Origin of the sequence: Kineosporia sp. NBRC 101731, from assembly GCF_030269305.1 — a bacterium.
In the GTDB taxonomy this organism is placed as follows: domain Bacteria; phylum Actinomycetota; class Actinomycetes; order Actinomycetales; family Kineosporiaceae; genus Kineosporia.
This window is the reverse complement of sequence record NZ_BSTC01000010.1, coordinates 136,485-161,371: the sequence shown is the minus strand read 5'-3', so window position 1 is coordinate 161,371 and position 24,887 is coordinate 136,485. Positions and strand designations below refer to the sequence as shown.

At 70.4% G+C, this 24,887-nt stretch carries 16 protein-coding genes and 1 riboswitch; of the genes, 11 read left to right on the top strand and 5 right to left on the bottom strand.

Annotated features, from left to right (window positions below; genetic code table 11):
- The first annotated feature begins 1 nt into the window (after position 1).
- From QSK05_RS25070 to QSK05_RS25040, 7 genes are all read left to right on the top strand, one after another.
- Entirely contained in the window at positions 2 to 427 is a 426-nt protein-coding gene (locus tag QSK05_RS25070) for a roadblock/LC7 domain-containing protein (RefSeq protein ID WP_231482109.1), read from the top strand.
- A gap of 8 nt (positions 428 to 435) precedes the next feature.
- Positions 436 to 783 carry a DUF742 domain-containing protein gene (locus tag QSK05_RS25065; RefSeq protein WP_285599770.1) on the top strand — a complete coding sequence of 116 codons (348 nt, stop codon included), beginning with the start codon at positions 436 to 438 and terminating at the stop codon, positions 781 to 783.
- Positions 764 to 1,381 carry a GTP-binding protein gene (locus QSK05_RS25060; RefSeq protein WP_502879825.1) on the top strand — a complete coding sequence of 206 codons (618 nt, stop codon included), beginning with the start codon at positions 764 to 766 and terminating at the stop codon, positions 1,379 to 1,381. The genes QSK05_RS25065 and QSK05_RS25060 overlap by 20 nt, the downstream gene beginning before the upstream one ends.
- Before the next feature lie 135 nt (positions 1,382 to 1,516).
- The gene (locus QSK05_RS25055; RefSeq protein WP_285599768.1) at positions 1,517 to 2,476 is read left to right on the top strand and encodes a glycine betaine ABC transporter substrate-binding protein; all 960 of its coding nucleotides are present in this window, start codon (positions 1,517 to 1,519) and stop codon (positions 2,474 to 2,476) included.
- A gap of 265 nt (positions 2,477 to 2,741) precedes the next feature.
- Entirely contained in the window at positions 2,742 to 6,206 is a 3,465-nt protein-coding gene (locus tag QSK05_RS25050) for a glycosyl hydrolase (RefSeq protein WP_285599767.1), read from the top strand.
- A 399-nt stretch (positions 6,207 to 6,605) separates the two neighbouring features.
- Positions 6,606 to 6,764, top strand: a riboswitch (cyclic di-AMP (ydaO/yuaA leader).
- A 39-nt stretch (positions 6,765 to 6,803) separates the two neighbouring features.
- Positions 6,804 to 7,622 (top strand): C40 family peptidase, encoded by an 819-nt coding sequence (locus tag QSK05_RS25045; RefSeq protein WP_285599766.1) that lies wholly within the window; start codon positions 6,804 to 6,806, stop codon positions 7,620 to 7,622.
- Positions 7,623 to 7,824: 202 nt separating this feature from the next.
- Entirely contained in the window at positions 7,825 to 9,084 is a 1,260-nt protein-coding gene (locus QSK05_RS25040) for an FAD-dependent monooxygenase (RefSeq protein WP_285599765.1), read from the top strand.
- Positions 9,085 to 9,118: 34 nt separating this feature from the next.
- Here the strand turns inward: QSK05_RS25040 and QSK05_RS25035 are convergent, their stop codons facing one another.
- The 3 genes from QSK05_RS25035 to QSK05_RS25025 form a co-directional block, all read right to left on the bottom strand.
- Entirely contained in the window at positions 9,119 to 10,117 is a 999-nt protein-coding gene (locus QSK05_RS25035; protein WP_352302500.1) for a malate dehydrogenase, read from the bottom strand.
- 98 nt (positions 10,118 to 10,215) lie between these two features.
- Positions 10,216 to 11,742: a bifunctional 3-(3-hydroxy-phenyl)propionate/3-hydroxycinnamic acid hydroxylase gene (locus QSK05_RS25030; protein WP_285599763.1), complete on the bottom strand. Its 1,527-nt coding sequence runs from the start codon at positions 11,740 to 11,742 to the stop codon at positions 10,216 to 10,218.
- An 18-nt stretch (positions 11,743 to 11,760) separates the two neighbouring features.
- A complete protein-coding gene (locus QSK05_RS25025; RefSeq protein ID WP_285599762.1) occupies positions 11,761 to 17,217 on the bottom strand; it encodes a diguanylate cyclase in 5,457 nt (1,818 codons plus the stop codon).
- Positions 17,218 to 17,504: 287 nt separating this feature from the next.
- On the opposite strand from QSK05_RS25025, the gene lon reads away from it, so the two are divergent.
- Positions 17,505 to 19,892, top strand: a complete 2,388-nt coding sequence (gene lon, locus QSK05_RS25020) for an endopeptidase La (protein WP_285599761.1) — start codon at positions 17,505 to 17,507, stop codon at positions 19,890 to 19,892.
- 108 nt (positions 19,893 to 20,000) lie between these two features.
- On the opposite strand, the gene QSK05_RS25015 is transcribed toward lon, so the two are convergent.
- Both QSK05_RS25015 and QSK05_RS25010 read right to left on the bottom strand, forming a co-directional pair.
- The gene (locus tag QSK05_RS25015) at positions 20,001 to 20,732 is read right to left on the bottom strand and encodes a copper homeostasis protein CutC (protein WP_285599760.1); all 732 of its coding nucleotides are present in this window, start codon (positions 20,730 to 20,732) and stop codon (positions 20,001 to 20,003) included.
- An 87-nt stretch (positions 20,733 to 20,819) separates the two neighbouring features.
- Positions 20,820 to 22,034 carry a DUF1996 domain-containing protein gene (locus tag QSK05_RS25010; RefSeq protein WP_285599759.1) on the bottom strand — a complete coding sequence of 405 codons (1,215 nt, stop codon included), beginning with the start codon at positions 22,032 to 22,034 and terminating at the stop codon, positions 20,820 to 20,822.
- Positions 22,035 to 22,200: 166 nt separating this feature from the next.
- Here QSK05_RS25010 and QSK05_RS25005 point away from each other — a divergent pair, with 166 nt between their 5' ends.
- From QSK05_RS25005 to QSK05_RS24995, 3 genes are read left to right on the top strand one after another with little or no spacing between them, the layout of a single operon-like run.
- Entirely contained in the window at positions 22,201 to 23,382 is a 1,182-nt protein-coding gene (locus QSK05_RS25005; RefSeq protein ID WP_285599758.1) for a sensor histidine kinase, read from the top strand.
- Positions 23,379 to 24,128: a LuxR C-terminal-related transcriptional regulator gene (locus QSK05_RS25000; protein WP_285599757.1), complete on the top strand. Its 750-nt coding sequence runs from the start codon at positions 23,379 to 23,381 to the stop codon at positions 24,126 to 24,128. The genes QSK05_RS25005 and QSK05_RS25000 overlap by 4 nt, the downstream gene beginning before the upstream one ends.
- Before the next feature lie 2 nt (positions 24,129 to 24,130).
- Positions 24,131 to 24,802, top strand: coding sequence for a carbohydrate-binding protein (locus QSK05_RS24995; protein WP_285599756.1), 672 nt, complete (start codon positions 24,131 to 24,133; stop codon positions 24,800 to 24,802).
- Positions 24,803 to 24,887: the final 85 nt, after the last annotated feature.

The following is a 24,887-nucleotide window of genomic DNA, read 5'->3' as shown; positions in this document are numbered from 1 at the left end:
GATGAGCGTCCACACCCATACCGACCGGCATCAGTTCGGCTGGCTGCTGGGTAACTTCGTGCACAACACCGACGGGGTGCGGGAGGCGGTGGCCGTCTCGTCCGACGGGCTGCTGATCGCCAGCTCCGACGGCCTGAGCCGCACCGAGGCCGACCATCTGGCCGCGATCGTCTCCAGCCTGTCCAGCCTGGGGCGCTCGGCCGCCCGGCGTTACGACTTCGACGGTCTCAAGCTGGTGATGATCGAGATGAACCGCGGCTTCCTGCTGGTCTCCGCGATCGCCGGTGGCAGCTGCCTGGGCGTGGTGGCCGAGGGAGACTGCGACCTGGGCCTGATCGGCTACGAGATTGCCTCCCTGGCAGAACGTTTCGGTCCACTGCTGACTCCGTCTCTGATCTCCGAGTCGCGGCAGCACCTGCCCCAATGAACGCCCCGATGAACGCGGACGCCTACGATGCGGCCGAGGACATGGTGATCCGGCCGTTCCTCCTCACCGGGGGCCGCACCCGGCCGGTGCAGGACGGGCTGAGAGTGGAGACACTCATTCACGCCCGCGACCGGATCACCTCGGCCGGGCTGCGTTTCGAACATCGTCAGATCGTCCAGCTGTGCCGCGAACCCACCTCGCTGGCGGAGATCTCCGCCTCGCTGAAGGTGCCGTTCGGGGTGGCCCGGGTGCTGGTGTCCGACCTGGTCGCCGACGGGTCGGTGGTCGTCACCCAACGCGAAGAGCTGTCGATACAGCTGATCGAGAGGATCCGCGATCGTGTCCGCGCTCTCTGACCGGTCCACCGGCCGTCACCCCGGTAACGCCGTCGCCCCGATTTCCGTCAAGATCGTCATCAGTGGCGGTTTCGGCGTCGGCAAGACCACTTTCGTCGGTTCGATCTCCGAGATCGAGCCACTGCTGACCGAAGCCGACATGACCGACGAGTCGGTGGGCATCGACAACCGTGACCCGGTACCGGGCAAGGTCACCACCACGGTCGCCCTCGACTTCGGCCGGATCAGCCTGGACGAGAGCCTGCGCCTGTACCTGTTCGGCACGCCGGGGCAGGACCGCTACGCGTTCCTCTGGGACGACCTGGTGGAGGGCGCCCTGGGGGCGGTGGTGCTACTCGACACCAACCGCATCGAGGACTGCTTCCCCGCCATCGACTACTTCGAGGAACACGGTGTGCCGTTCCTCGTGGCCGTCAACCAGTTCCAGGACACCCGCCGGTTCGAGCTGGAGGAGGTCCGCGAGGCGCTCGGCGTCGACGGACTGGTACCGCTGGTGCTGTGTGACGCGCGGCGGCGGGAATCGGTCAAGAGCGTGCTGGTCGCGCTGACCGAGGAGGTCCTGGTGCGCCGGCTCGCCGAGCAGGCAGCCGCGTACTGAGCTTTTGAACGCGCTGAGTCCCTGAACGCGCTGAGCTGCTGAACCGTGCTGAGCCGCTGAACCGGACCGGTGAGCCGGCCGATCGACCGCGCCCACCGGCGTCCCCCATTGTGTTCTGTTCTTCGAGGAGAGACCGTGACCCGCCGCACCCCCCTGATCGCCCGCCTCACCGGGGCGGGCCTCCTGGCCCTCAGCACCCTGACGGCCTGCGGCGGGCCGGCGCCCGAACGGGTGGCGGCGCCCGGCATCCAGCCCACGGACTGCGGCACGGTGACGCTCGCCGAGAACCCGTGGGTCGGGTACTCGGCCAACCTCGCCGTCATCAGCTACCTCGCCCGCACCGAGCTGGGCTGTGAGGTCACGGTGAGCGCCGAGGCGGAGGACGCGTCCTGGCAGCACCTGGCCGACGGCAGCGTGGACGCGATCCTGGAGAACTGGGGTCACGACGAGGAGAAGAAGAAGTACATCGACAACGAGAAGGTCGCCGTCGAGGCCGGGCTGACCGGCAACAAGGGCGTGATCGGCTGGTACGTGCCGGAGTGGATGGCGAAGGAGTACCCCGACATCACCAACTGGAAGAACCTGAACAAGTACGCCCACCTGTTCGACGGCAAGTTCCTCGACGGTGACCCCAGCTACGTCACCAACGACAAGGCCCTGATCGAGAACCTCGGGCTCGACCTGACCGTCGCCTACACCGGCAGCGAGGACAAGCTGATCACGGCGTTCCGGCAGGCCGAGGCCGACCGCACCCCGATGATCGGCTACTTCTACTCACCGCAGTGGCTGCTGTCGGAGATCGACCTCGTCAACATCAAGCTCCCCGCCTACACCCCGGGCTGCGACGCCGACCCGAAGACCGTGCGCTGCGACTATCAGCCCTACGACCTGGACAAGATCCAGAACCGGGAATTCGCCTATTCGGGCAGTCCGGCCGCCGAACTGATCCAGAAGTTCCAGTGGAGCAATGACGATCAGAACCAGGTTGCCCGCGATCTGAACGACGGGATGAAGCCCGACGAAGCAGCCCAGAAATGGCTGGACGCGAATGAGGATAAATGGCGTGCGTGGCTTCCCTCCGGCGTTGCCGGTTGATGACAACGCGTATATCCCGGATCGCCCGTTCGGGCCCTCTCCGCGTTACCCCGGTCTGCCGCATTTGCCTGTGAATTACCTCTGACCAGCAAAGACGCACCTGTGAGTCGGGGTGTGGCTTCTCACATGCCGTGCACCGGATGTGAGCGATCGGCTGACCTGTCCACCCGGGAACGATTAGGGTGGCCGAGCGCTCGCGTGATGCCGGGCCATTGACGAGAAGCCCGTCCATGCTTGAGCGAAGGCAGAGAGGTAAAGCTGCGACATGCCGCACCCGAGCGCGCCGGATCAGGAAGAGCGCCCCCGCAGCCGAAGAGAGATGCGGGAGCTGGAACGCCGAAGGGCATCAGCCCCGCAGTCCGACGCCGCCCCTGATTCCGCCCCCTCCGACCCGGATTCCGGGCCGGGCCCGCAGCCGTCGGCGCCCGGGGTGCCGGTCGAACCGGAAGCACCACGCACCGCATTCGGACAGGCACCCACAGCCACCTCCACCGTAACCGAAGACTCCGCCCCGTCGGGCCTGGACTCGCTCGGCCGCCGCAGCGACCTGGCCTGGAGCCGCCACCGCGGCGACGGGCACGAGCCCGCGCAGCAGCAGTGGGTCCAGGACGTTCCGGGCCACCCGGGCGCCCGACCCCAGTCCGGTACCGCCCCGGGGCACCGCCGTTCCGAACCCGCGCCGCCCGCGCGCCCGGACGGCCCTGCCTGGGCCCCTCCGCGTCCCTCACCCGTGCCACCCGTCTCGCAGCCCTCCGGGCTCGACGGAGGATCGGGAATCTTCAGCCCGTCGGCGGAAACCCCCGCGTCCATCCCGCTTCCGATCGACACTCCCCCGGCCGGTGGGCATCGGACCACCGGTTCCCCCCAGAACCGGCGCGACCACCGAGCCCCCCAGGACCAGCGCGACGTCAGCACTACTGACGGCCGGCCCAGCTTCGGCGTCCCCGCCGATCGACGCGACGCCGATCCACGCGACGCCGATCCACGCGACTTTGGTCAGCGCGTGGTGGAGCAGTGTGGTCTGCGGCGCAACCGATCCGGTACTGCAGGCCCCGACGATTTTCGGCCCGGTACGGCCCGGCCAGATGTCGCCCGGCCCGATCTGGCCCGGCCCGATTCGGCCCGGCCCGACACACCACGGCCCGGTATCTCCCGATCCAGCGTTTCCCCGGGCGAGCCGGACGCACGCTGGAACCGTCCCCTGCCCGGATCCCGCCCGGCCGCCTCCCCGCTGTCGGAGGGGACTGGTCCACGCAACCGCGACGCGGGTGGCCCCTACACACCGGCACCCCCAAGATCCCTGTCCGGCGGCCCGACGACCGGCGGTTCCCCACGCCCGGGCCACGAGGCGCGCTCGCTCGACGACCCGTTCCCGGGGGCTCACTCCCCCCGCGACCCGGACTCGTTCCCGGTCTTCCCGGGAACCCGTTCCGACCGCGATCCGGATCCGTTCCCCATCTCTCCGCCGGAAACTTCTCGTCGCGAGGCGGACCCCTTCCCCGCCTCCCCGCCGGAAACTTCCCGTCGCGAGACGGACCCCTTCCCCGCCTCCCCGCCGGATGATTCCCCTCGCGAGGCAGACCCGTTCCCGGCATCCCGCAACGATTCTCCGCGCGCCGATTCCCACCGCAGCGACTCCCGCCGGAGCGCATCGCGCCGCGACGGATCTCACCGTGGTGGCTCTCCCCTCGGGGACCCCAGCTCGCATCGCGCCCCGCTGCCCGGTGAACTTCCCGGCAGCCGCGACACCCCTCTCCCCGGCGACCGCCCCGGCACGCCGGTGCACGGGCGGCGCGAGCGGAGCCAGGAGGTCCCCTTCACCGGGCCGGGTCACCCGGAGGACGACGTTTTCGGGTTCTCCGCCGGGCCCGCCCCGCACGTGTCCGCCCCGGAACTGACGGCCTACGATGACCGCCCCGACCAGGAACCGCCGGGCCAGAGTCCTTTCGCGCGTTCCCAGCCGGACCTCCCCGATCCCGCGGGTTCCCCCGAACCCGAACTCGGGAACCCGCCGGAACGTCTGCTCGGCCGCGACGCCCGGGCCCGGATGCGGGGTCGCCGGGAACGCGGTGCCGACGGGTCCGGCACACCGCTGCCGGGTCTGCTCGGCCGGGACGCCGAGAACACCCACGACACCGGGAGCACCCAGGAGGGCGTCCGGTCCGACGGGGCCGAGGCCCCCCGCGGGTGGGGGCGGCGGGACGGCCGGTTGCCCGGGTTCGGTTCCGGGTCACCGGTTCAGGGGCTCGCCGGACCGGACGCCGAGTTCCCGGGCCCGAGTCGGCGTCCCGTGCTGGGTCGTGGTCCGGGGCCGAACCCGGACCCGCACCAGAACCCGGGTGCGAACGGCCGGCGCGACCGCTCCATGCCGCGCTTCGACGGCGCCCCGCCCGCCCGGGACCACCTCGACCACCTCGACCACGTTGACCATCTTGACCACCTCGACCAGGGAGCACCGCGTGGCCTGCCCGGCCGGCCCTTCGACGAGGACGGCCCGAGCCTGCTCGGCGGTCCCCCGCAGCGCCCGCCCCACCAGAACCGGGGCGCGGGCCGCGCACAGAACCGCCCACAGAACCGGCCGCAGCCGCAGGGCCTGCGCCCGCAGAAGAAGACCTGGCGCGACTGGCGTCCCCACCAGATCACCCTGCGCCGCAGCCAGGTGATCACGCTCGGGCTGGTCACCGCCCTGGTGATCCTCATCGCGGTGGCCGGGGCGTACAAGTCCGGCCGGTCCACGACCACCGGCCTGGGCGCGTCGGCGACGACCGGTCCCGCGACCGCCACCCCGACGCCCCTGGTGACCGAGGCGTCCCTGAAGGGGAAGCTGGGTGTGTTCAGCGGCACCGATCTGGCCCGGACGAAGGCCTTCGAGACGTGGATGGGCCGCAAACTCACCTACGCCACGATCTTCGGCGACCGTGAGACCTGGGACGACATCGCGAATCCGGGCGAGCACCTGACCGAGTGGAAGGACAGTGGCTACCGGGTCGTCATGGCCGTGCCGATGATTCCGGACAACCTGAACGACACCAAGCTCGCCTCGATGAAAGACGGGGCGAGCGGCGATTTCAACGAGTACTTCGTGACGCTGGCCGAGCACCTGGTGGAGAACGGCCAGGAGAAGGCGATCCTGCGCGTCGGCTGGGAGTTCAACCTGAAGTCATGGCCGTGGGGCATCGAGGACCACGCCACGTACATCACGTTCTACCGGCAGATCGTCACCGCGATGCGGTCGGTGCCGGGCCAGGAGTTCGAGTTCGACTGGAACCCCAACAACGGCTACAACCCCTACGACGGCCAGGACTACTACCCCGGCGACGCGTACGTCGACTACGTCGGGGTGGATGTCTACGACCTCCACAGCGGCCTGTACCCGTACCCGAAGAACTGCAACCAGGCCTGCAAGGAGAACCGCCAGACCCGGGCCTGGAACGAGGTCATCTTCGGGGGCGATCGGGGCCTGGTGTTCTGGACCGACTTCGCCCAGCAGCACGACAAGCCGATCTCGCTGCCGGAGTGGGGGCTGTGGGACCGCTACGACGGCTCCGGGGGCCAGGACAACCCGCTCTTCATCGAGTTCATGCACGACTACATCACCTGGGCGCCCAACAACGTCGCCTACGCGAGCTACTTCAACCTCAACTCCTACCAGGGCGAGCACAGCCTGACGGAGTCGTTCCCCCAGGGCGGGAAGAAGTTCCTGGAGCTCTTCGGTGGCAACAAAAAGTAGGCCTTCGCCTCACAGCGCGTCACGACCGGCCGGGGCAGTGCCCCCGGTCGGTCCCGTTTTGATGGAAGCTTTACGTTATTTAATAATCACGGTGAGCTATTTGAGGCTTGAACTGGAGGGATGCCCGAAAGGGCGACGCACGACACAGTGCGTAGTGGTGCATGTTAAATCCGCATGATACTGGACACATCGTGTCACCGTTGATCATCAGAGCGTCTGAGCTGCAGAAATACACGTTCTGGAGCCTCACGGAGGGTGTCCGGACACGTAGCACACAAGGTGCCACGGCCTATTACACGGGTCACATTTTGGTGATCACATTTTGATTACTCCCCGAATGCCCGTAGATTCCCCATCGGTCCTTCACCCGAAGGACCGGGTGACCGTCCTGCCGAGGTCCGTCGGCGGCCACCCAAGTTCCCAGACGGACGCCGGGGAACCACCTCGACACCGGACCACCCACAGTCCGGTCGTCACGGGGCTAAGGCGGCTCGCGAGAGCCGTCCGGGCAACTTCCGCCCGAGCCCGTCAGCTCACCTGGTAGGCGAGGGAAGGACACCCACCCCTTTGCAGAAATCGCGCGTTCGAAGATCCGTCATGCCGCTCAGCGCCGTCGTCACCGGTGCTGCGCTGACGCTCTCGGGAGGCATTCCGGCCATGGCCGCGGACAGCTCCGCGGCCGCAGGCAACGATGAGGCGAACACCGAAACAGCGAGTCTCAAGACCGCCACCGTCAAGGTGAGCGACACCGAGACCGCACGCATCACCCGCAAGGCCACGGCCAAGGCCACGGCGCGGATCACCAAGAAGGTCAAGGCCACCGCGAAGGTCACGGCGTGGAGCACCCGCACCGCCAAGGCCACCCGCACGGTCACGGTCACGACCAGCGCCTCCAGCTACGACGGAGCAGTCGCCCAGGCGCGGTCCGCGGCCAAGAAGAAGGCGCACGAGCGGGCGAAGGCGGCCGCCATCGCCGCGGCCAAGAAACAGGCCGTCGCCAAGTCCAAGCAGAAGGCCAAGCACCGGGCCGTTGAGAAGGCCGAGCGTCTGGGCCGGGTCAAGTTCGGCGCCAAGATCGTCTCGGACGCGGCGAAGAAGAAGGGCACGCCGTACGTCTACGGCGCCACCGGCCCGAACGCCTTCGACTGCTCCGGCTACGTGGGCTACGTGCTGCGGCAGGCCGGTGTGACGCACCTCAACCGCACCTCGTCGGGCCTGGTGTCCGACACCAAGAAGGTCTCCAAGCGCGCGAAGAAGAAGGGCGACCTCGTCTTCTTCTCCAGCGGCGGTCACGTCTACCACGTGGGCATCTACGCCGGTGACGGCAAGATCTGGCACGCGCCGAAGCCCGGTAGCTCGGTGAAGAAGGAAACCATCTGGACCTCCAGCTACTCGGTGGGACGGGTCAAGGTCTAGGTCGGGCAGCACCCCGGAACGACACGTCAGGGTCCAGACAATGGGCCCGACGCCCGCACCCCCTCCTGCGGGCGGAAGAGGTCGGGAGCCATCGAGCTCCCGGCCTCTTCGTGCTTTGGCCGGCCCCGACACCGATAACGCGCCGATCGAACCATCCGCACCTATGGTGATCATCAACCCCATTTCCCCCGAGGAGGCCTACGTGACACGACGGCGCGCACTGATCGCAGGCGGAGGCCTCGGGGGTCTGACCGCCGCTGCGGCACTGCACCGCCGGGGCTGGGACGTCTGCGTGTTCGAGCAGGCCATCACCCTGGAACCGGTCGCCGCCGGCATCAGCGTGTGGCCCAACGGGCTGCGTTCCCTCGACCGGCTCGGCATCGGTGACGCCGTGCGGGAGATCGGCCGGGTCCCGGGCCCCGGTGGCCTGCGGCAGCCCGACGGCACCTGGCTGATCCGCAACAACATCTCCGCGGCCGTTCAGGAGAAGTACGGCGACCCGGTGGTGGCGCTGCACCGGGCCGAGCTCGCGAACGTGATCGTGCAGGCCCTGCCGTTCGGCGTGGTGCAGGCCGACACCCGGGTGACCGGGGTGCGGGCCGGTGACGCCGACACTCCCGCCGCGCTGATCACCGAGCACGGTGAGAGCGAGGGTGACCTGGTGGTGGCGGCCGACGGCATCCGGTCGGTGGTGCGCAGCCTGCTGTTCCCCTCGCCCGTCGCCCCCGCGCCCGTCGGGTACACGTCGTGGCGGATGGTGGTGCCGGATCCGGGGGGCCTGTCGCCGGAGGACACCGGCTTCGAGACCTGGGGCCCGGACGGACGCCGGTTCGCCGTGATGCCCCTGAAGGACCAGAGCCTGTACTGCTACGCCACGGCTGCCAGTGACGGGGGTGCCGGGGATGACAGGGATGACAGGGATGACGGGGACAACGAGACCGGTTCGTCGGGTGTGCAGGAGCTACGGCGACTCTTCGGCGACTGGCACGACCCGATCCCCGCCCTCCTGGAGAACCTGGTGGAGGAACAGGTCATGCGGCACCCGGTGGAGGAGCTGAACCCCGGGCCGTCCGCGTTCCACCAGGGCCGGGTCGCCCTGATCGGTGACGCCGCGCACGCCATGACCCCCGATCTGGGTCAGGGTGGCTCGATGGCGCTGGAGGACGCGGTGGTGCTCGCGTCGCTCGTGGGTGAGGGCCGGGTGGGTCCGGAGTTCGAGAACGTGCCGATCCCGCCGGCCCTCGAGAAGTTCACGCAGGTGCGGCAGGCACGCACCCAGATGGTGGCGCGCCGGTCCCGGCAGCTGGGCCGGCTGAACTCCGCGGCCCCGCACCGGGCGCAGGTACTGACGGCCCAGGTGCTCAATGCCCTGCCGGGCACGCCGCTGGCGAGCGGTCTGGCGTCGATCGTGAACTGGGAGCCGCCGCCGCTTCCCCCGGCCGACCCGCGCTCCCGGCTGTAGTTCACCGGGAGCACGGGCAAGCGGTACGGACGAATCAGATGAGGCCGAGCTTCTGCACGGCCTCGCGCTCCTCGGCCAGCTCGGCCACGGAGGCATCGACGCGGGCGCGGGAGAACGCGTCGAGCTCGAGGCCCTGGACGATCTCCCAGGAACCACCGGTCGAGGTGACGGGGAACGAAGAAATCAGGCCCTCGGGCACGCCGTAGGAGCCGTCGGAGACGATCGCGGCCGAGGTCCAGTCGCCCTCGGGCGTGCCGTTGACCCAGCTGTAGACGTGGTCGATCGCGGCCGACGCGGCGGAGGCCGCCGAGGACGCGCCCCGGACCTCGATGATCTCGGCGCCGCGCTTGGCGACGCGCGGGATGAACTCGTTCTCCACCCAGGCCTGGTCGTTGATGGCCTCGGTGACGCTCTTGCCGTCGACCGTGGCCTGCGTGAGGTCCGGGTACTGGGTCGCGGAGTGGTTGCCCCAGATGGTGACCTTGGCCAGGCTCGAGACCGGCACGCCGAGCTTGATGGCGAGCTGACCGAGGGCCCGGTTGTGGTCGAGGCGGGTCATGGCGGTGAAGCGCTCGGCCGGCACGTCGGGGGCGTGCGAGGCGGCGATCAGGGCGTTGGTGTTGGCCGGGTTACCGACCACGAGCACCTTGATGTCGTCGGCGGCGCCGGCGTTGATCGCGGCCCCCTGCGGCTTGAAGATGCCACCGTTGGCCTCGAGCAGGTCGCCCCGCTCCATGCCCTTCGTACGGGGGCGCGCGCCGACCAGCAGGGCGACGTTCGAACCCTCGAAAGCCTTGGTGGGGTCGTCGAACACGTCGACGGACGCGAGGGCGCCGAAGGCTCCGTCGATCAGTTCCAGCGCGGTTCCCTCAGCGGCGCGCACGGCCTGGGGGATCTCCAGGAGGCGCAGCTTGACCGGGACATCGGCACCCAGCAGCTGCCCGGAGGCGATCCGGAACAGCAGCGCGTAGCCGATCTGACCGGCGGCGCCCGTGACGGTCACAGTGACTGCTGATGGTGCGGACGAAGTCATGGCCTTCTCTTCCTCGAGGTTGCTACGGGCGGATGTGCGTCGTGTTCACTCTATCCAGGGCGCCCCGGATAGGCCGGGCAGGTGTCCGGACAACTTCGTCACACTGACATCACACCCAGGTTTCGCGCCGCACCCCGTGCGGGTACGGTCGCGACGACGACCCGGTCGGGTCTCACCAGGGCGGCGTCCGTCGCGTTCTCGATCAGCCAATGGTGGACGCGCGTCAGCTCCGGTCGCTCAGTTTCTCGGTCGGTGCCTCGGTCGGTGCCTCGGTCGGTGCCTCGGTCGGTGCGGAGCACGACAGCGTCCAGCCGGGCGGCCAGGTCCTCGAGCCCGGCCGCACCCGGGCCGCCCCGGGTGAGCAGGGCGAACCCCGGGCCCAGGAGATCGTCGAAGCAGGGAAGGCTTTCCTCGTCCACTGTTTCGTCCCCTGTCGGGAATTGAGGGACGAGCGTGCCGACCAGTGAGGCACGCCGGGAACGGCGGGGCGGGGTGAGCGCGCCCGCCCGTAACGGTGGGCCGGTGCTGGCCAGGATCCGTTCGGTCAGGCGCGCCGAGCGCCCGGCGATCCCCGCCAGCGGGGCGGCGGGTGAGGCCATCAGACCACCGGCGAGCGCGGCCAGCCGGATCAGGGCGGTGGCGTGCGGGGCGCGCTCGGCCTGGTAGGTGTCGAGGAGGTCGTCCCCGGCCTGACCCCGAAGGACCCGGGCCAGTTTCCAGCTGAGGTTGGCGGCGTCGCGCAGTCCCGAGCCGAGGCCCTGGCCGATGAAGGGTGGAGTGAGGTGGGCGGCGTCACCGGCGATCAGGACGCGGCCGCGGCGCCAGCGGTCGGCGACCACGGCGCGGAAGGTGTAGGCGGCGGTGCGCAGTACCTGTCGCTCCCCCACCCCGTCGTGGGTCCAGGGGTCGACGAGCTCACCGAGCCGGGCGGTCAGGTCACCGGCGGTCTCCCCCGGCCACAGGCGAAACTCCCAGCGCAGCCGCCGTTCGCCCACCCGCAGGTAGGTGGCGGGCCGTCGGGGATCGCAGATCTGCTCGACGAAGTCCTCCTCCCGCACCGGAGGTTCACCGAGAAGGTCGGTGACGAACCAGGTCTGGTCGCCCGCCAGGGTGCGCCACCGGGCTCCCAGTGCCCTTCGCACCACACTGCCGGCCCCGTCACACCCGACCACCGCGTCCGCCGCCAGAACGGTGGTGCCGCAGTGCACCCGACCCGCCGCGTCCACCCCCGTGACCTCGGTACCGAGCCGCATCGAGATCAGTGGTGAGTTCGAGACTGCTTCCCGCAGAAGCGTTTCGAGTTCGGGCTGGTCGAACAGCCCGGCCTGCGGATGCCCGTGCACACCGACCGGCTGCGACCGCCGGAACTGCGCGAGCGGCCGGTGCCGGGCATCGAGCAGGCGCAGACCCGCCGCGGGACGGCTGATACTGGCGAAACCAGCTGCCAAACCGGCGTTCTGAAGGATCCGCGCGCACTCGTCGTCGAGATGGACCGCCCGCGGCAGCGGGTACGCCGCGTCCTGTCGTTCCAGGACCGTCGAGCGCACCCCCTGGCGGGCCAGCAGCAGGGCGAGCACCAGCCCCACCGGCCCCGCTCCGACGATGACGACCTCAGGGCAGACCACACGGCAGACCCTAACCCGCTACCCGGCGGTGTTCTCCTCGAGTTCCTCCTGCAACCGCACCTGGTTGCGGCCGTTCTGCTTGGCCTTGTAGAGCCCCTGGTCGGCCCGGGCCAGCAGGGTCTCGACGGTGTCGTCGTCGTCGCCGAGGAAGGTCATGCCCACGCTGACCGTGATCTCCAGCGGGCCGGACCGGGTCTGCACCGGCTCCTCGGCGATACAGGCCCGCAGTCGTTCGGGCAGGGCCCCGTCGAACTGCGCGTCCTGCAGCAGCACCGCGAACTCCTCGCCGCCGTAGCGGCCGAGCACGTCGGTCTTGCGGATCTGCTGGCGGAACCGGTCTGCGACGGTCTTGATCACGTCGTCCCCGGTCGGGTGCCCGTAGGTGTCGTTGACCTTCTTGAAGTGGTCGATGTCGATCATCAGCGCGGTCAGGCTGCGACCGTGCCGCTTGGCGCCGGCCAGGTCCCGCGCGCTCACCTCGAAGAAGCGGCGGCGGTTCGGCACCCCGGTCAGCTCGTCCACCACGGCCAGGTTCTGCACCTGCTGGAACAGCGTGGAGTTGTCGTAGGCGCTCATTCCCTGCGCCGCGAGAACCGCTGCGGTGTCGATGGTCTGGGCCAGGTCAACGGTGGGTCCGTTGGTGGTCGTGCTGGCCACGATCATGACGCCGAGGTCGGCGCGCCGCGAGCGCATCGGCACGGCGATCCACGAGGTGGCCTCGCCGAGCTGATCGGACAGACCGCCCGGCACCAGCTCGGCGCTGCCCACCCGGGGCTGCTGGATGGTCAGCAGGCCGCGTAGTTTCGCGTCCTCGGCGATCTCGACCGGATCGCCGTCGCCGGCGTCGCGCAGCAGATGGGTGCCGTCCTTGACCGACAGCAGCCAGGCCCGGTCGGTCCCGAGCACCGGGAAGGTCGACAGGAGCAGCTCCTTGAGCACCTTGCTCGGGTCGTCGAGTTTCTCGGCCATCTCGCGCAGGGCGTCGCGCAGGTTGTTGGCCACGGCCCGCTCCCGGTCGGCGGTCTTCACCGAGACCTCCAGCTGGGCCACGCGGGCCGTCTCCATCGAGGTGGCGATGTGGTTGGTCAGCGCGGACAGGATCTCCACGTCGCCGGAGGTGAAGATGCCCTTGGCGACCTGGCTGTCCAGGTAGACCACACCGGTCATCCGGCCGTCGACCTTCATCGGCGCGGCCAGCACCGAGCGCAGACCGTGGGCGACCACGCTCTTGGTGCCGAGCACGGCACCCTCCTCGGTGCCGGTGAAGACCTGGGCCTGGCCGGTCTGGCGCACCCGGTCGACCAGGGTGGTGCTGTAGCCCGTGAGCTCGGGGACGTCCCGGCCGTCGGCGTCGCGCCCGAGGTACTTGGCCAGGCCGCCGGAGAGGCTGGCCTCCTCCTCGTCGTCGGGCACCAGGAACAGGTAGGCGCGGTCGGCCGAGAGCAGCTTGATGGTCTCGTCCAGGGCGATCCGGGCCAGCACCCGCGGGTCGAGCACCTTGGCCGCGGCCGCGCTGACGGTCTGCAGGGCCTGCAGCCGCAGCCGGTCGTGCCCCGCCGTCGTGTGCGTGCCGTTGCCGGTAGTGCTGTGCGAGCCGCTGCTGGCGACGCCGAGCCAGTCGGTGCCGAGCCCGAACTCGGTGCTGACGGCCTGGGCGCGGTGCGGCCAGCCCTCACCGACCGCGACGGCGTAGGCGTGCTGCGCCTGCCGGCGGGCCTCCGGGGTGCCCAGTGCCTTCAGCGCCCGGGCCCGGATGCGGGCCACCTCGAACGACACGGTCGGGGCGTCCGGGGTCAGGAACTGGCCGATGCGGGTGAGCGTGACCAGGGCGTCGCCCGGCCGCCCCTCGGCGACCTCCAGGTCGGCGCGCACCAGCCGGGCCAGGGCCTCCAGCTCGGGGGCGTCCGGGTGCCGGGTGGCCTGCTCCACGGCGAACCGGGCCATCTCCAGGCGCACGGGCCGCTCCGCCTCGTCCGCCGCCCGCAGCTGGGCCAGGCGGCCCGTCGCGATCAGGTAGAACAGCGGGTGGTGGGCGCGGAAGACCTGCTCGGGGCGGGGATTGGCGGCCTCCACCTCGGACGCGACGGTCTCGAAGGCCGAGGCGAAGTCCTGCTGTTCGGCGAGCTGGAACAGGGTGGCCATGTGGCGCAGGAGGTCCAGGGTGGGTACCCGCTCGCAGACCTGCCGGATGTGCCGCAGCTCGGTACCCGCCTCCGGGAAACGGCCGAGCAGCGACAGGGTCATCGGGGCCGCGACGATGAACGGCGTGGCGTCGACGTTGCGGCCGGTCTGACGGCTGCGGCCACGGTCCAGCCAGTGCTGGGCCTCGGCGGTGCGGCCCATGACGACCGAGCGCACGGCGAACACGGCGATGGCGTCGAGCTCCTGGCCGAGGTCCATCCAGGGACCGTCGGCCTCCATGTCGCGCGCCCACTGCGTGCCGTCGGCGAGACCGCCCCCGTACAGGGCCGTTCCGCGCAGGTACGCGTTCGTCGCCCGGCGCGTGGGAAGCTCGGAGACCGGGTCGGCGTCCATCCGCGCGAAGGCCCGGCGGGCACTGCCGCGCCAGCCGTTGAACGCCGCGACCATGCCGATCGCGGCGTGGGACATCACGTTCGCGGTGCCCTCGCCGAGCCGGAGCGCCCAGACCCGGGCCCGCAGCGCGTGCGAGAACGCCAGCAGGTGGTCCTGGGCGAACAGCGCCACGAACGAGGCCGTGCTGTGCAGCTGTACCGTGACGAGCCGGCGCTGCCGGTCCTCGTCGGTCAGCGGGTGGCGGTCGCCGAACAGGCCGCGCAGGGTGGCGCCGGCGAACAGCAGCATCGACGTGACGACCAGCGCGGTCCGGGTCCGGGGCCACTCCACCCCGAGCTCGGCCAGACCGCTACGGACCGCGGTCAGCGACGCGTCGTTGTCCCAGTCGTCCTTGTAGAGGTCCGCGAGCAGCGAGTACATCTCGGCCCGGCGCACCGGGTCGGTCTCGCCCGCGAGCGCCTGCTGGGTGCGGTTGCGCGCGGCCTCCATCCGGCCGTTCTGCTTGAGCGCGTGGGCCAGTTCGACCAGGAACGCCGTCGGCGGGCGGGCCTGCAGGCCGGCGGCGAACTCGAGGAAGTTGATGGCCTCGTTCGGCGCGTGGTTGGCGAGCGCCAGGCGACCGGCGCGCCAGGCGGCACCGAAGATCCGCTCGAGCCGTTCGTCGCTGTCCGGGTCGCACTGCATGTAGTGGTGCGCGATCGAGTACGCGTGCTCCGGGCGCACCGTCATCGGTGAGTCGGGCGCCGTCTCCAGCGCCTGCGCGATGCGCAGGTGCAGCGCGGCCAGCTCGTCCTCGTCGAGCTGGGCCTGCAGTGCCTGTCGCACGCGGTCGTGCAGGAAGACGTAGGCCCCGCCCTCACGGGTGTCGATGAGCCGCTGGCCGACCGCCTCGGAGAGGGCCGGCAGGACTTCCTCCCCGGTCATGCCCATCACCGAGGAGAGGATCTCGCCGTGGAACTCGTTCCCGATCACCGCGGCGGTGACGAGCAGCTCGTAGGTGCCCGGGGCCAGGTTCTGCAGGCGGGTCAGCACCAGGCCGACCGCGTCCTGCGGCAGCTCGAGGCGGTCCAGGCCCTCCTCGTCGAGCTTCCAGGCACCCCAGAACGGTTGCAGCAGACCGGCGTCGATCACGGCGCTGAGGTATTCGCCGGCGACGAACGGGTTGCCGTTGCTGCGGCGGGAGAGGATGTCGACCAGGCTGGAGCCGACGTCGAGGCCAGGGATCAGCGAGCGGATCTGCTGGCCGATGGAGCCCTCGTCGAGCTCCAGCACCGGCACCTCGACGTCCAGCGACATGCCGGCCGCGTGGTAGAAGGCGCCCAGGCCCTCGGCGTACTCCACCTCGTCGCGGCTGGCGGCGAGGATGAGCACCTTGCTGTCGGCCATCTGGCCGGCCAGGTGCGACACCACCTGCCGGGAACCCTCGTCGAGCCACTGCACGTCGTCCAGGAACAGCAGCAGGTCGCCGGTCTGGCGGGCCAGCGCCGCCAGGAAACCGGCGATGGCGACGGCGAACTGGCTCTCGTTCATCGGTTCGGGCTCGGACTGGCGAGCCTGCTCCGGCGCGGTGTGCCGGGCGCCGCCCAGCCCCGACCGGGCCGTCAGGTTGTCCTTGCCCTTGAGGGTGTCGGAACCGTTGAGGATGGCCTCCAGCCCGGGGGCGATCCGGCCCAGCATCGACGGTGACCAGCCGGCCGAGGCCGCGCGGATCTTCGAGCGGCGCCGCCAGCGGTCGCCCACCGGCATCCGGGCGATCTCCTGGAGATGGCCCAGGATCGCGTCACGGATCGGGGCGAACGGCACCGGGCTGTCCGGCACACAGGTCGCCTGCAGCACGGTGCTGCCCGAATCCCGGACCTGGTGCAGCAGTTCGGCCACCAGCCGGGTCTTGCCGGTGCCGCCGCCGCCGTGCACCAGGGCAATGCCGCTGCGGCCGTTGCGGACCTCGTTCCAGCGCCCGGACAGCACGCTGATCTCGGCGTTGCGGCCGAACAGCGGAGCCTCGCCACCACTGGTGACCTCGGCCGTGCGGCGCGGCATCCCGGCCAGCGCGCGCAGGTCGGCGGCCAGGTCGCGGCCGCTCTGGTAGCGGTCGTCCGGGTCTTTCTGCAGCAGCGTGCCGACGATCTCGGCCAGCGCCGGCTGGATACTGGGCACCAGCTGGGTCAGGTCGGGGGCGGGCACCACGGCGTGCATGCGCAGCAGCTCGCCCAGATCGGGGCTGCTGAACGGCAGCACGCCGGACAGCGCCTGGAACATGATCACGCCGAGCGAGTACAGGTCGGACCGGTTGTCCACCGGGCGCTTGAGCGTGCCGCCCTGCTCGGGCGAGGAGTACGCCAGGGTGCCGACAGCGGCGTGGGCCTCGTCGTCCTCACCGTCGCGGGCCGTGAGGCCGAAGTCGATGAGGCGCGCCTCACCGCCCTCCATGACGATCACGTTGGCGGGCTTGAGGTCGCGGTGCACCAGGCCCTTGTCGTGCACGGCCGACAGCGGCTCGACGATGTCGAGGGCCAGCGCCACGACCTTGTCGGCCGCCAGCGCCCCGCCCTCGAGCACGCCGGCCAGCTGCTTGCCGGAGACCAGGTCCATCACCAGGTACGGGCGCCGGTCCAGGGCCCCGACCTCGTACACCCGCGGCAGACCGGGGTGGTTCACGCCGGCGAGCAGCGCGGCCTCGCGACGGAAGGCCACCTCGGCCTCGTGCGAGTCGGCCAGGGGCTTGTCGAGGATCTTGAGGGCGTACTCGGCCCGGCGGCCCTGGGCCATGTCCTCGGGGCGACGGACCTTGAACACCGTGCTCTCGGCACCACTGCCGAGCTGCTCGACGATCTCGAACCCGGCGAGCATGCCGTGCTGAGCCCGGCCGTCCCTGGGGTCCCGGGCAGCGGGGACCCTGGTGGTCTCTCGCGGCGGCGAGACCTGGCGGCTGGAAGTCACACCCTCTTATCGGCCCAACCGGCCCCGATCCTGAGGAAAACTGGAAGTCCCCCGCTCGGGGGACACATCTTCGCAGGTCACACGGCCGATCCGGGCGACCCTTCGAACGGTTCGAACCAGGAACCGCACCACCCGTGGCGGTGCGTACCGTGAGCGGGGTGGCCTGCGTCACCCGTCCGGCAGGCACCGATCGCGGTGACCCGGTCACCGAACCGGCCGGTACGTTGAGTCGACTCCGCTCAGGGCGAACCCGGAACTAAGTCATCACGCCATCGCATTGATCGGGCATGACCACCGAGACCTACCCCGTCCTCTTCCTCGATGATGTCGTCGTCCTCCCGGGCATGGCCCTGCCGATCGAGCTGACGGCCCAGGCTCAGCAGACGATCGACGCCGCCCGGGCTGCTCGTTCGTCCGGGAGCGACCCGAAAAAGCCCCTCGAGGTCCTCGCCGTTCCCCGCATCGACGGTAAGTCGGGTGTGGTCGGTTCCATCGTGCAGGTCGTACAGATCGGCCGGCTGCCCAGCGGCGAGCCCGCCGCGGTGCTGCGCGCCGACCGCCGGGCCCGGATCGGCCAGGGCGTGGTCGGCACCGGTGCGGCGCTGTGGGTCGAGGCCGAGGCCCTGGTGCCCGGGAACCCCAACGGCCGGGTGAAGGAGAAGGCGGCCGAGTTCAAGCAGGTTCTCACCACGGTCCTGCAGCAGCGCAACAACTGGCAGGTGCTCGATGCGGTGCAGCGGATGACCGACCCGTCCGAGCTGGCCGACGTGGCCGGGTACGCCACCTGGATCGAGACGTCCGAGAAGGTCACCCTGCTGGAGACCCTCGACGTGGAGAAGCGGCTGGACTTCCTGCTGGAGCGCGGCCGCGAGCACCTGGCCGAGACGGCGATCTCCGAGAAGATCGCCGAGGACGTGCAGGAAGGTATGGAGAAGACGCAGCGGGAGTACCTGCTGCGCCAGCAGCTCGCGGCCATCCGCAAGGAACTGGGCGAGGAGGACGCCGGCGGGACCGACGACTACCGCTCCCGGATCGAGGCGGCCGACCTGCCGGCGAAGGTCCGCACCGCGGCGCTGGCCGAGGTGGACAAGCTGGAGCGGGGGTCGGAGCAGTCTCCCGAGGCCGGCTGGATCCGGACCTGGCTCGACACCGTGCTCGACCTGCCGTGGAACTCCCGGACGGTCGACAGCACCGACATCAGGCACGCCCGTGAGGTTCTCGACTCCGACCACACCGGTCTGGACGACGTGAAGGAACGCATCGTCGAGCACCTGGCCGTGCGGGCCCGCCGGGCCGCCCGTGGCCTGGAGGTCGTCGGCGGACGCGGCTCGGGTGCGGTGCTGGCCCTGGTCGGCCCTCCCGGCGTGGGCAAGACCTCGCTGGGTGAGTCCGTGGCCCGCTCGCTGAACCGGAAGTTCGTGCGGGTCGCCCTGGGCGGCGTGCGGGACGAGGCGGAGATCCGCGGGCACCGGCGCACCTACGTCGGCGCGCTGCCGGGTCGCCTGGTCCGGGCGCTGCAGGAGGCCGGCACGATGAACCCGGTGGTGCTGCTCGACGAGATCGACAAGGTCGGCTCGGACTTCCGCGGCGACCCGGCCGCGGCTCTGCTCGAGGTGCTCGACCCGGCGCAGAACCACACCTTCCGCGACCACTACCTGGACCTCGACCTCGACCTGTCCGACGTGGTCTTCCTGGCCACCGCCAACGTGCTCGAGACCATCCCCTCGGCCCTGCTCGACCGGATGGAGGTCGTCCGCCTGGACGGCTACACCGAGCGCGAGAAGGTCTCCATCGCCCGCGACCACCTGCTGCCCCGGCAGCTCGAGCGGGCCGGACTGACCTCCGACGAGGTGAGGATCGACGACGAGGCCCTGCGGGCCGTGGCCGCCGAGCACACCCACGAGGCGGGGGTGCGGCAGCTGGAACGTTCGCTCGCGCGCATTCTGCGCAAGGTCACCACGGAGCTCGAGGACGCGTCCGCTCACGGATCGCACGGATCGGACGCATCGGAACGACCGCGGGTCACGGTGTCGGTGGACGATGTGGTCACCTACCTGGGCCGGCCCCGGTTCACGCCGGAATCGGCAGAGCGCACGGCGGTCCCGGGCGTGGCGACCGGACTGGCCGTCACCGGCGCGGGCGGCGACGTCCTGTTCGTCGAGACCACCGCGATGGAGGCGGAGCACGGCGGGCTGGAACTGACCGGCCAGCTGGGTGACGTGATGAAGGAGTCGGCACAGATTGCGCTGAGCTACCTGCGCGCCAACGGCTCCCGGCTCGGCGTGCCGGTGTCGGAGCTGGCCCACCGCCGCATCCACGTGCACTTCCCGGCCGGGGCGGTGCCCAAGGACGGCCCGTCCGCCGGCGTCACCCTGACCACGGCCCTGGCCTCCCTGCTGACCGGCCGCCCGGTGCGCGCCGAGATCGGCATGACCGGCGAGGTCTCGCTCACCGGACGGGTCCTGCCCATCGGCGGGGTGAAGCAGAAGCTGCTCGCCGCCCACCGGGCCGGCCTGACCGAGGTGATCATCCCGGCCCGCAACGGCCCCGACCTGGACGACCTTCCCGAGGACGTCCTCGGCCAGCTGATCGTGCACCAGGTCAGCGACGTCGCCGACGTCCTGGAGATCGCCCTGGAACCCGCCGCCGCGACGGGCAGGTCCCAGGCCGCCTGATCATGCACGACGCCTCCCCGGAGTGATAGATCTCCGGGGAGGTTGTGCATGATCACGACCAAGAAGGCGGGAAAACCCTCCGTGATCATGCAAAACCTCCCCAGCGTTCTAGAACTCTTCGTCGAGGGCCTTTCTCATCGCCTCCACCGCCGCCCGCGACGTGACCCCTCGCACCGCCGCGTCGTAGGGCACGGCCGGGTTGCTGAAAAGCGCCGCTGAACCGACCGTTTCCGAGGCCCGGCCGTGCACCTCGGCGACACCGGCCCGCTGCACCAGCTCGGCCACGTTCGACGGCCGGACCCCGCCCCCGGCCAGGACCGTCAGACGGCCCGCCGCCTGCTCCGTCAGCGCCCTCAGCACCGCCGCCCCTTCGAGGGCCGACGCCGCGCCGCCGGAGGTCAGCACCCGGTCGAACCCCAGCCCCACCAGGATCTCCAGGGATGCGGGCAGGTCGCGGCAGGCGTCGAAGGCCCGGTGAAAGGTGGTCGGCGCCCCGTCGCAGGCCTCCAGGAGTCGTTCCAGCACCGGCACGTCGACATGCCCGTCGACGCTCAGCGCACCCAGCACGAAACCCACGCGCGGGAGAGACCGGAGCTGGCGAACGTCTTCGATCATGACCTCGACCTCAGCGGGACTGAAGACGAAATCGCCGCCCCGCGGGCGGATCAGTACCTGCACCCCGATCCGCGAGGTGCTCGCGAGCACCCGGTGCACCAGACCCCCGCTGGGGGTCACCCCACCCTCGGAGAGCGCCGAGCAGATCTCGACCCGGTCGGCCCCGGCGGCCTCCGCGACCGCGGCGCCGGCCGCGTCCTCCAAGCAGATCTCCAGCAGTGTCATAGGCCGCAAACTAGTGAAACTAGTGAACCGGATGGGTTCGCAGGGGCCTGACTCCCTGGCGAACCCACCCGGTTGATCAGGGGTGGATCAGAACTTCCCGTTGCTGGCGCAGGTGGCCAGCTGACGCACGCAGCTCTTGACCCGGTCGTTCATGGTCTTCACGTCCCAGGCGATGAACGCGTCCGCGTGCATCGACGAGGCCATGCCGGACGAGAGCGAGTACCCGGCCTTGCTGCCGTGCGTGGGGTAGTAGATCGAGAAGGTCATCGCCGGGATCCGCACCGGGAAGGCCTTGGGACAGTCACCCTGCGAGCCGTAGCTGACGTGCGACTTGTGATCGGGGCTGTCCAGGTGCTTGCCGTCCCAGCAGTCCGGGAAACGCATCATGAAGTGCACCGTGCCGCCGTCGCCGCAGACCGGCCAGTTGCCGTCGGTGCTGCGCGACTTGCCCTCCAGCGGGCCGCCCGAGCAGTAGAACGCGTCGCGGCTGCCGGCCGGCGTCTTCACCTGCTTGCTGGCGTCGCCGTAGATCATCCGCATGCCGTTCGGCATCGGCACGGTCTTCTTCTTGTTCTTGTCGTCGAGAAGGCTTCCGTAGTAGGCGATCAGCATGTTCGGCTGGACCTTCTTACCGGTCGCCTTATTGGTGAGCGAGGGCACCCAGTACGAGGAGTGGTCCTTCTTCGGCACGCAGGTGGTGGCCGTGAACTTCATCAGGTCGTCGACCGTGGTGTTCGCCTTGGTGATCTTGTTGCCGTAGAACGAGTGCAGGTGCGAGGCACCGGTCTGGTTCGGGAACACGATCGGGTCGTTCTTGCCCGAATGGCTGTACGAGCAGGTCGCGTTGAACTCGGGGTTCATCTTCGCGCCGGCCTTGACCTTGCGGGGCTTGGTGGTCTTGAAGTCGGCGAGCTGGGCCGCCCAGGCCTTCTTGTCCACGTTGATCCACTTGCCCTTGGGCATCTTCATCACGTGGATCGGGGCGTCGGTCGTCGCGGCGGCCTTCGACGTCGTCGACTGGGCCGCAGCCTTCGACGTAGCGGTCGAGGCAGCCTTCTCACCGTGCGCCGTGGAGTGCTCGGTGGTGGGTGCCACCGTGCTCGCCCCGGCCTTCGCCTCCTGGGTCGCCTCGCTGGTCGCAGCCTGCTCATGACCGTGTGTCGCGGTGGCGGCCAGGGGCGTCGAGTTGGCCGCGCTGGCACCCGGCACGACGTCGAACGCGACGGCGGCCGTCAGTCCCAGAACAGCGGCCGTGGCCACCGCCAGCGCCGGGCGCAGCAGCCGGGGACGTCGTGGTGACACGTGTTTTTCTCCTTCAGGGCGAGCTCGGGGTGGTCAGGGACGACTCAATCGCGAACCTGTGAAACCGCTGTAGGCCCAAAGTCCTAGGCCCGTGGCCGGGCTGGGGCCTGCTGGTTGGTACCTTCACGGCGACGGAACGCGCCGGAGAGGATGCTGAGAGGACCAGGTGGACGAGCTCCCCCAGCACCGGGTGCAGCAGATCGTGGCCGTGGCGCTCAGCCGGGCGGTGCTGCTCACCCGGGCCACCGTCTGTCTGACCAGCGCTGTCGTCAGTCTGCTCGTACAGACCGACGGCGTGCGGTCGGCCCTCCTGATCCTGGTGCTGCTGCTGTCCACCGCGGCCGGGGTGGCCGCGCTGCCCCGCTGGCCCACGCTGGTGCGCTCCCCCGTGCCTCTGCTCACCGCCGACGCCGTGCTGCTGCTGGTCGTGCTCGGGCTGAGCTCGGGCGGCATGACCTACTTCGTGTACGCCGCCGGGGCCGCGGCCCTGGCCGGAGCCGCGCTGGGATTCGCCGCGATCCCGCTGTGGGCGGCCCAGACCGTGCAGGGTCTCGCGGTCTGTGCCGTGCTGCTCGACAGCCAGGAGGTCCCCAGCGCGCTCGCCGGTTTCCTGCTCGCCGCCCCGCCCGCCGCGGTGCTGGCCGGGATCGGCACGGTGCTCGCCCAGCGGATGCTGACCCGGCAGATGAGCCGGACGGTCGAGCTGATCACCGACGCCCAGCGCTCCGCCGCGGCCGCCGAACGGGCCCGCCTGGCCCGGGAACTGCACGACTCCGTGGCCAAGACCCTGCGCGCGATGTCGCTGGCCGCGGTCGCGCTGCCCGGTTCGCTGCGCCGCCAGCCCGCCCTGGCCGAGCAACTGGCCGACGTGATCTCGCAGGGCGCCACCGCCGCGTCGGCCGAGGCCCGGCAACTGATCGACGGGATGCGGCTGGACGCCCCGGAGGAGGACTTCGCCACCACGTTGCAGCGGGTCTGCGCCCTGTGGTCGGCCGAGACCGGGATCAGCGCCACGGCTACCGTCGCGCCGGTCGATCCGCCGGTGGCCGTACGGTACGAACTCAGCCGGATCGCCGGCGAGGCCCTGGTCAACGTGCAACGGCACGCGGCCGCCACCCGGGTCGGGATCACCATCAGCGAGCGTGGACGAGGGCTGGTGATGACGGTCCGGGACAACGGTCGGGGGTTCGAGGTCCCGTTCGAAGCGGACCTCGCGGCTCTTCAGCACCGGGGCCACGCCGGTATCGTCGGCATGATGGAGCGCGCACGCACGATCGGGGGCTCACTGACGGTGGAGTCGGAGCCGGGTCTGGGCACGATGATCCGCGTGCGGGTGCCGGTGCTGTGAACGGTCCCGACGCCGGTTTCGATGCCAGTTTCGATGCCGTGGGCTGGCTGAACACCGGTTCGCTGCCGGTCTCCCCCACCGACACCCGCATCACGGTGCTGCTGGTGGACGACAACGCCACCATCCGGGCGACGCTGCGGCCGTTGCTGGAGTCGGACGGGCAGATCAGTGTGGTGGCCGAGGCGGGCAACGGGGCGGCCGGGCTGGCCGAGGCCCGGCGATTACGGCCCCGCGTCACCGTTCTGGACTACCAGATGCCGATCGCGGACGGGCTGTCGGTGATCGAGGACATCGCGCAGCACAGCAATGTGCTGGTGCTGACCAGTAACGACAGCCAGGAGATCATCGCGCCGATGCTGCAGGGCGGGGCGCGCGGCTACCTGGTCTACGGCAAGTTCGACCCTGCCGATCTGGTGAGCGCGGTGCGGGCCGTGGCCTCCGGGCAGGGCTGGCTGATCCCGGCGGCGGCCTCGGTCGCGACCGGGGCCGTGCGCGACGCCTACGCCCGCGAGCGCGCGGCCGGGGCCCGGCACGGCAACCTGCGGCGTACCCGGCGGGGTTTCGGGCTGAGCGGGCGGGAGATCGAGGTGCTCGAACTGGTGGGTGACGGGCTGTCCAATGCCGCGATCGCGCAGCAGCTGCGGCTGTCGGAGAAGACCGTGAAGAACCACCTCAGCAACGTGTTCGGCAAGCTCGACGTGACCAGCCGCACCGAGGCGCTGGCCCGCTGGCACGGCTGGCGTTAGTGATGGCATCCCGCGCACGACCGGTCTCGACCCACTGGTGGGGCATCGGGCTGCTGTCGCTCCTGGTGGCCGCCTCGTCGTTCGCGGTGCCCCGGGTGCTGCCGGCGAAAGAGCCGATGAAGGACGAGGTTGCTCTCCCGAGCGGGTCGGCGACGGTGTCACCCTCGGCGTCCCCCTCGATGACGCCCACCGTGGTTCCCACCACCACCGCGATGGTCACCCCGACCGCCGCGCCGACCACGGCGTCCCCTCGTCCCACCACCACGAAACCCCGCCCGAAGCCCACGTTCCAGGCCCTGACCATCAATCCCTGGGCGAAGGCGAACGAGACCTCGGGCATCGCGGTGATCGACTGCCCGACCTGCGCCTCGGGAAAACGGGTGCAGTACCTGGGGCAGGGGCACTACGTGATCGTGCGCCTGAAGAACCTGCGGGTGGGCGGCCGGCGCACCCTGACGGTGATCTACACCTGCGCCTGCGACCCCGAGGAACGCGAGCTCGACATCATGGTGAATTCCGACCCGGTGCGGACTTTCAGCGTGAAGGGCGCGCAGAGCTGGGACACGCCGGCCCGGTTCAGCACGAAGATCGATCTGGTGAAGGGCGACAACGTGATCCGGTTCTTCAACCAGAACGACCCGGCGCCCGACCTGGACCAGATCCTCATCCGCTGAGCTCCGCTGATCCCGGCCGGGCGGGCTGAGAGGATGGGGCCATGCTGATCCCTGTTCCCGTGCGGCCCGGCCGGTCGCTGAAGGG

Coding starts and splice junctions, on each gene's coding strand:
- QSK05_RS25035 (WP_352302500.1), bottom strand. CDS start 10,117: ATGACTTCGTCCGCACCATCAGCAGTCACTGTGACCGTCACGGGCGCC.
- QSK05_RS25050 (WP_285599767.1), top strand. CDS start 2,742: ATGCCGCACCCGAGCGCGCCGGATCAGGAAGAGCGCCCCCGCAGCCGA.
- QSK05_RS24995 (WP_285599756.1), top strand. CDS start 24,131: ATGGCATCCCGCGCACGACCGGTCTCGACCCACTGGTGGGGCATCGGG.
- QSK05_RS25015 (WP_285599760.1), bottom strand. CDS start 20,732: ATGACACTGCTGGAGATCTGCTTGGAGGACGCGGCCGGCGCCGCGGTC.
- lon (WP_285599761.1), top strand. CDS start 17,505: ATGACCACCGAGACCTACCCCGTCCTCTTCCTCGATGATGTCGTCGTC.
- QSK05_RS25045 (WP_285599766.1), top strand. CDS start 6,804: ATGCCGCTCAGCGCCGTCGTCACCGGTGCTGCGCTGACGCTCTCGGGA.
- QSK05_RS25065 (WP_285599770.1), top strand. CDS start 436: ATGAACGCGGACGCCTACGATGCGGCCGAGGACATGGTGATCCGGCCG.
- QSK05_RS25070 (WP_231482109.1), top strand. CDS start 2: ATGAGCGTCCACACCCATACCGACCGGCATCAGTTCGGCTGGCTGCTG.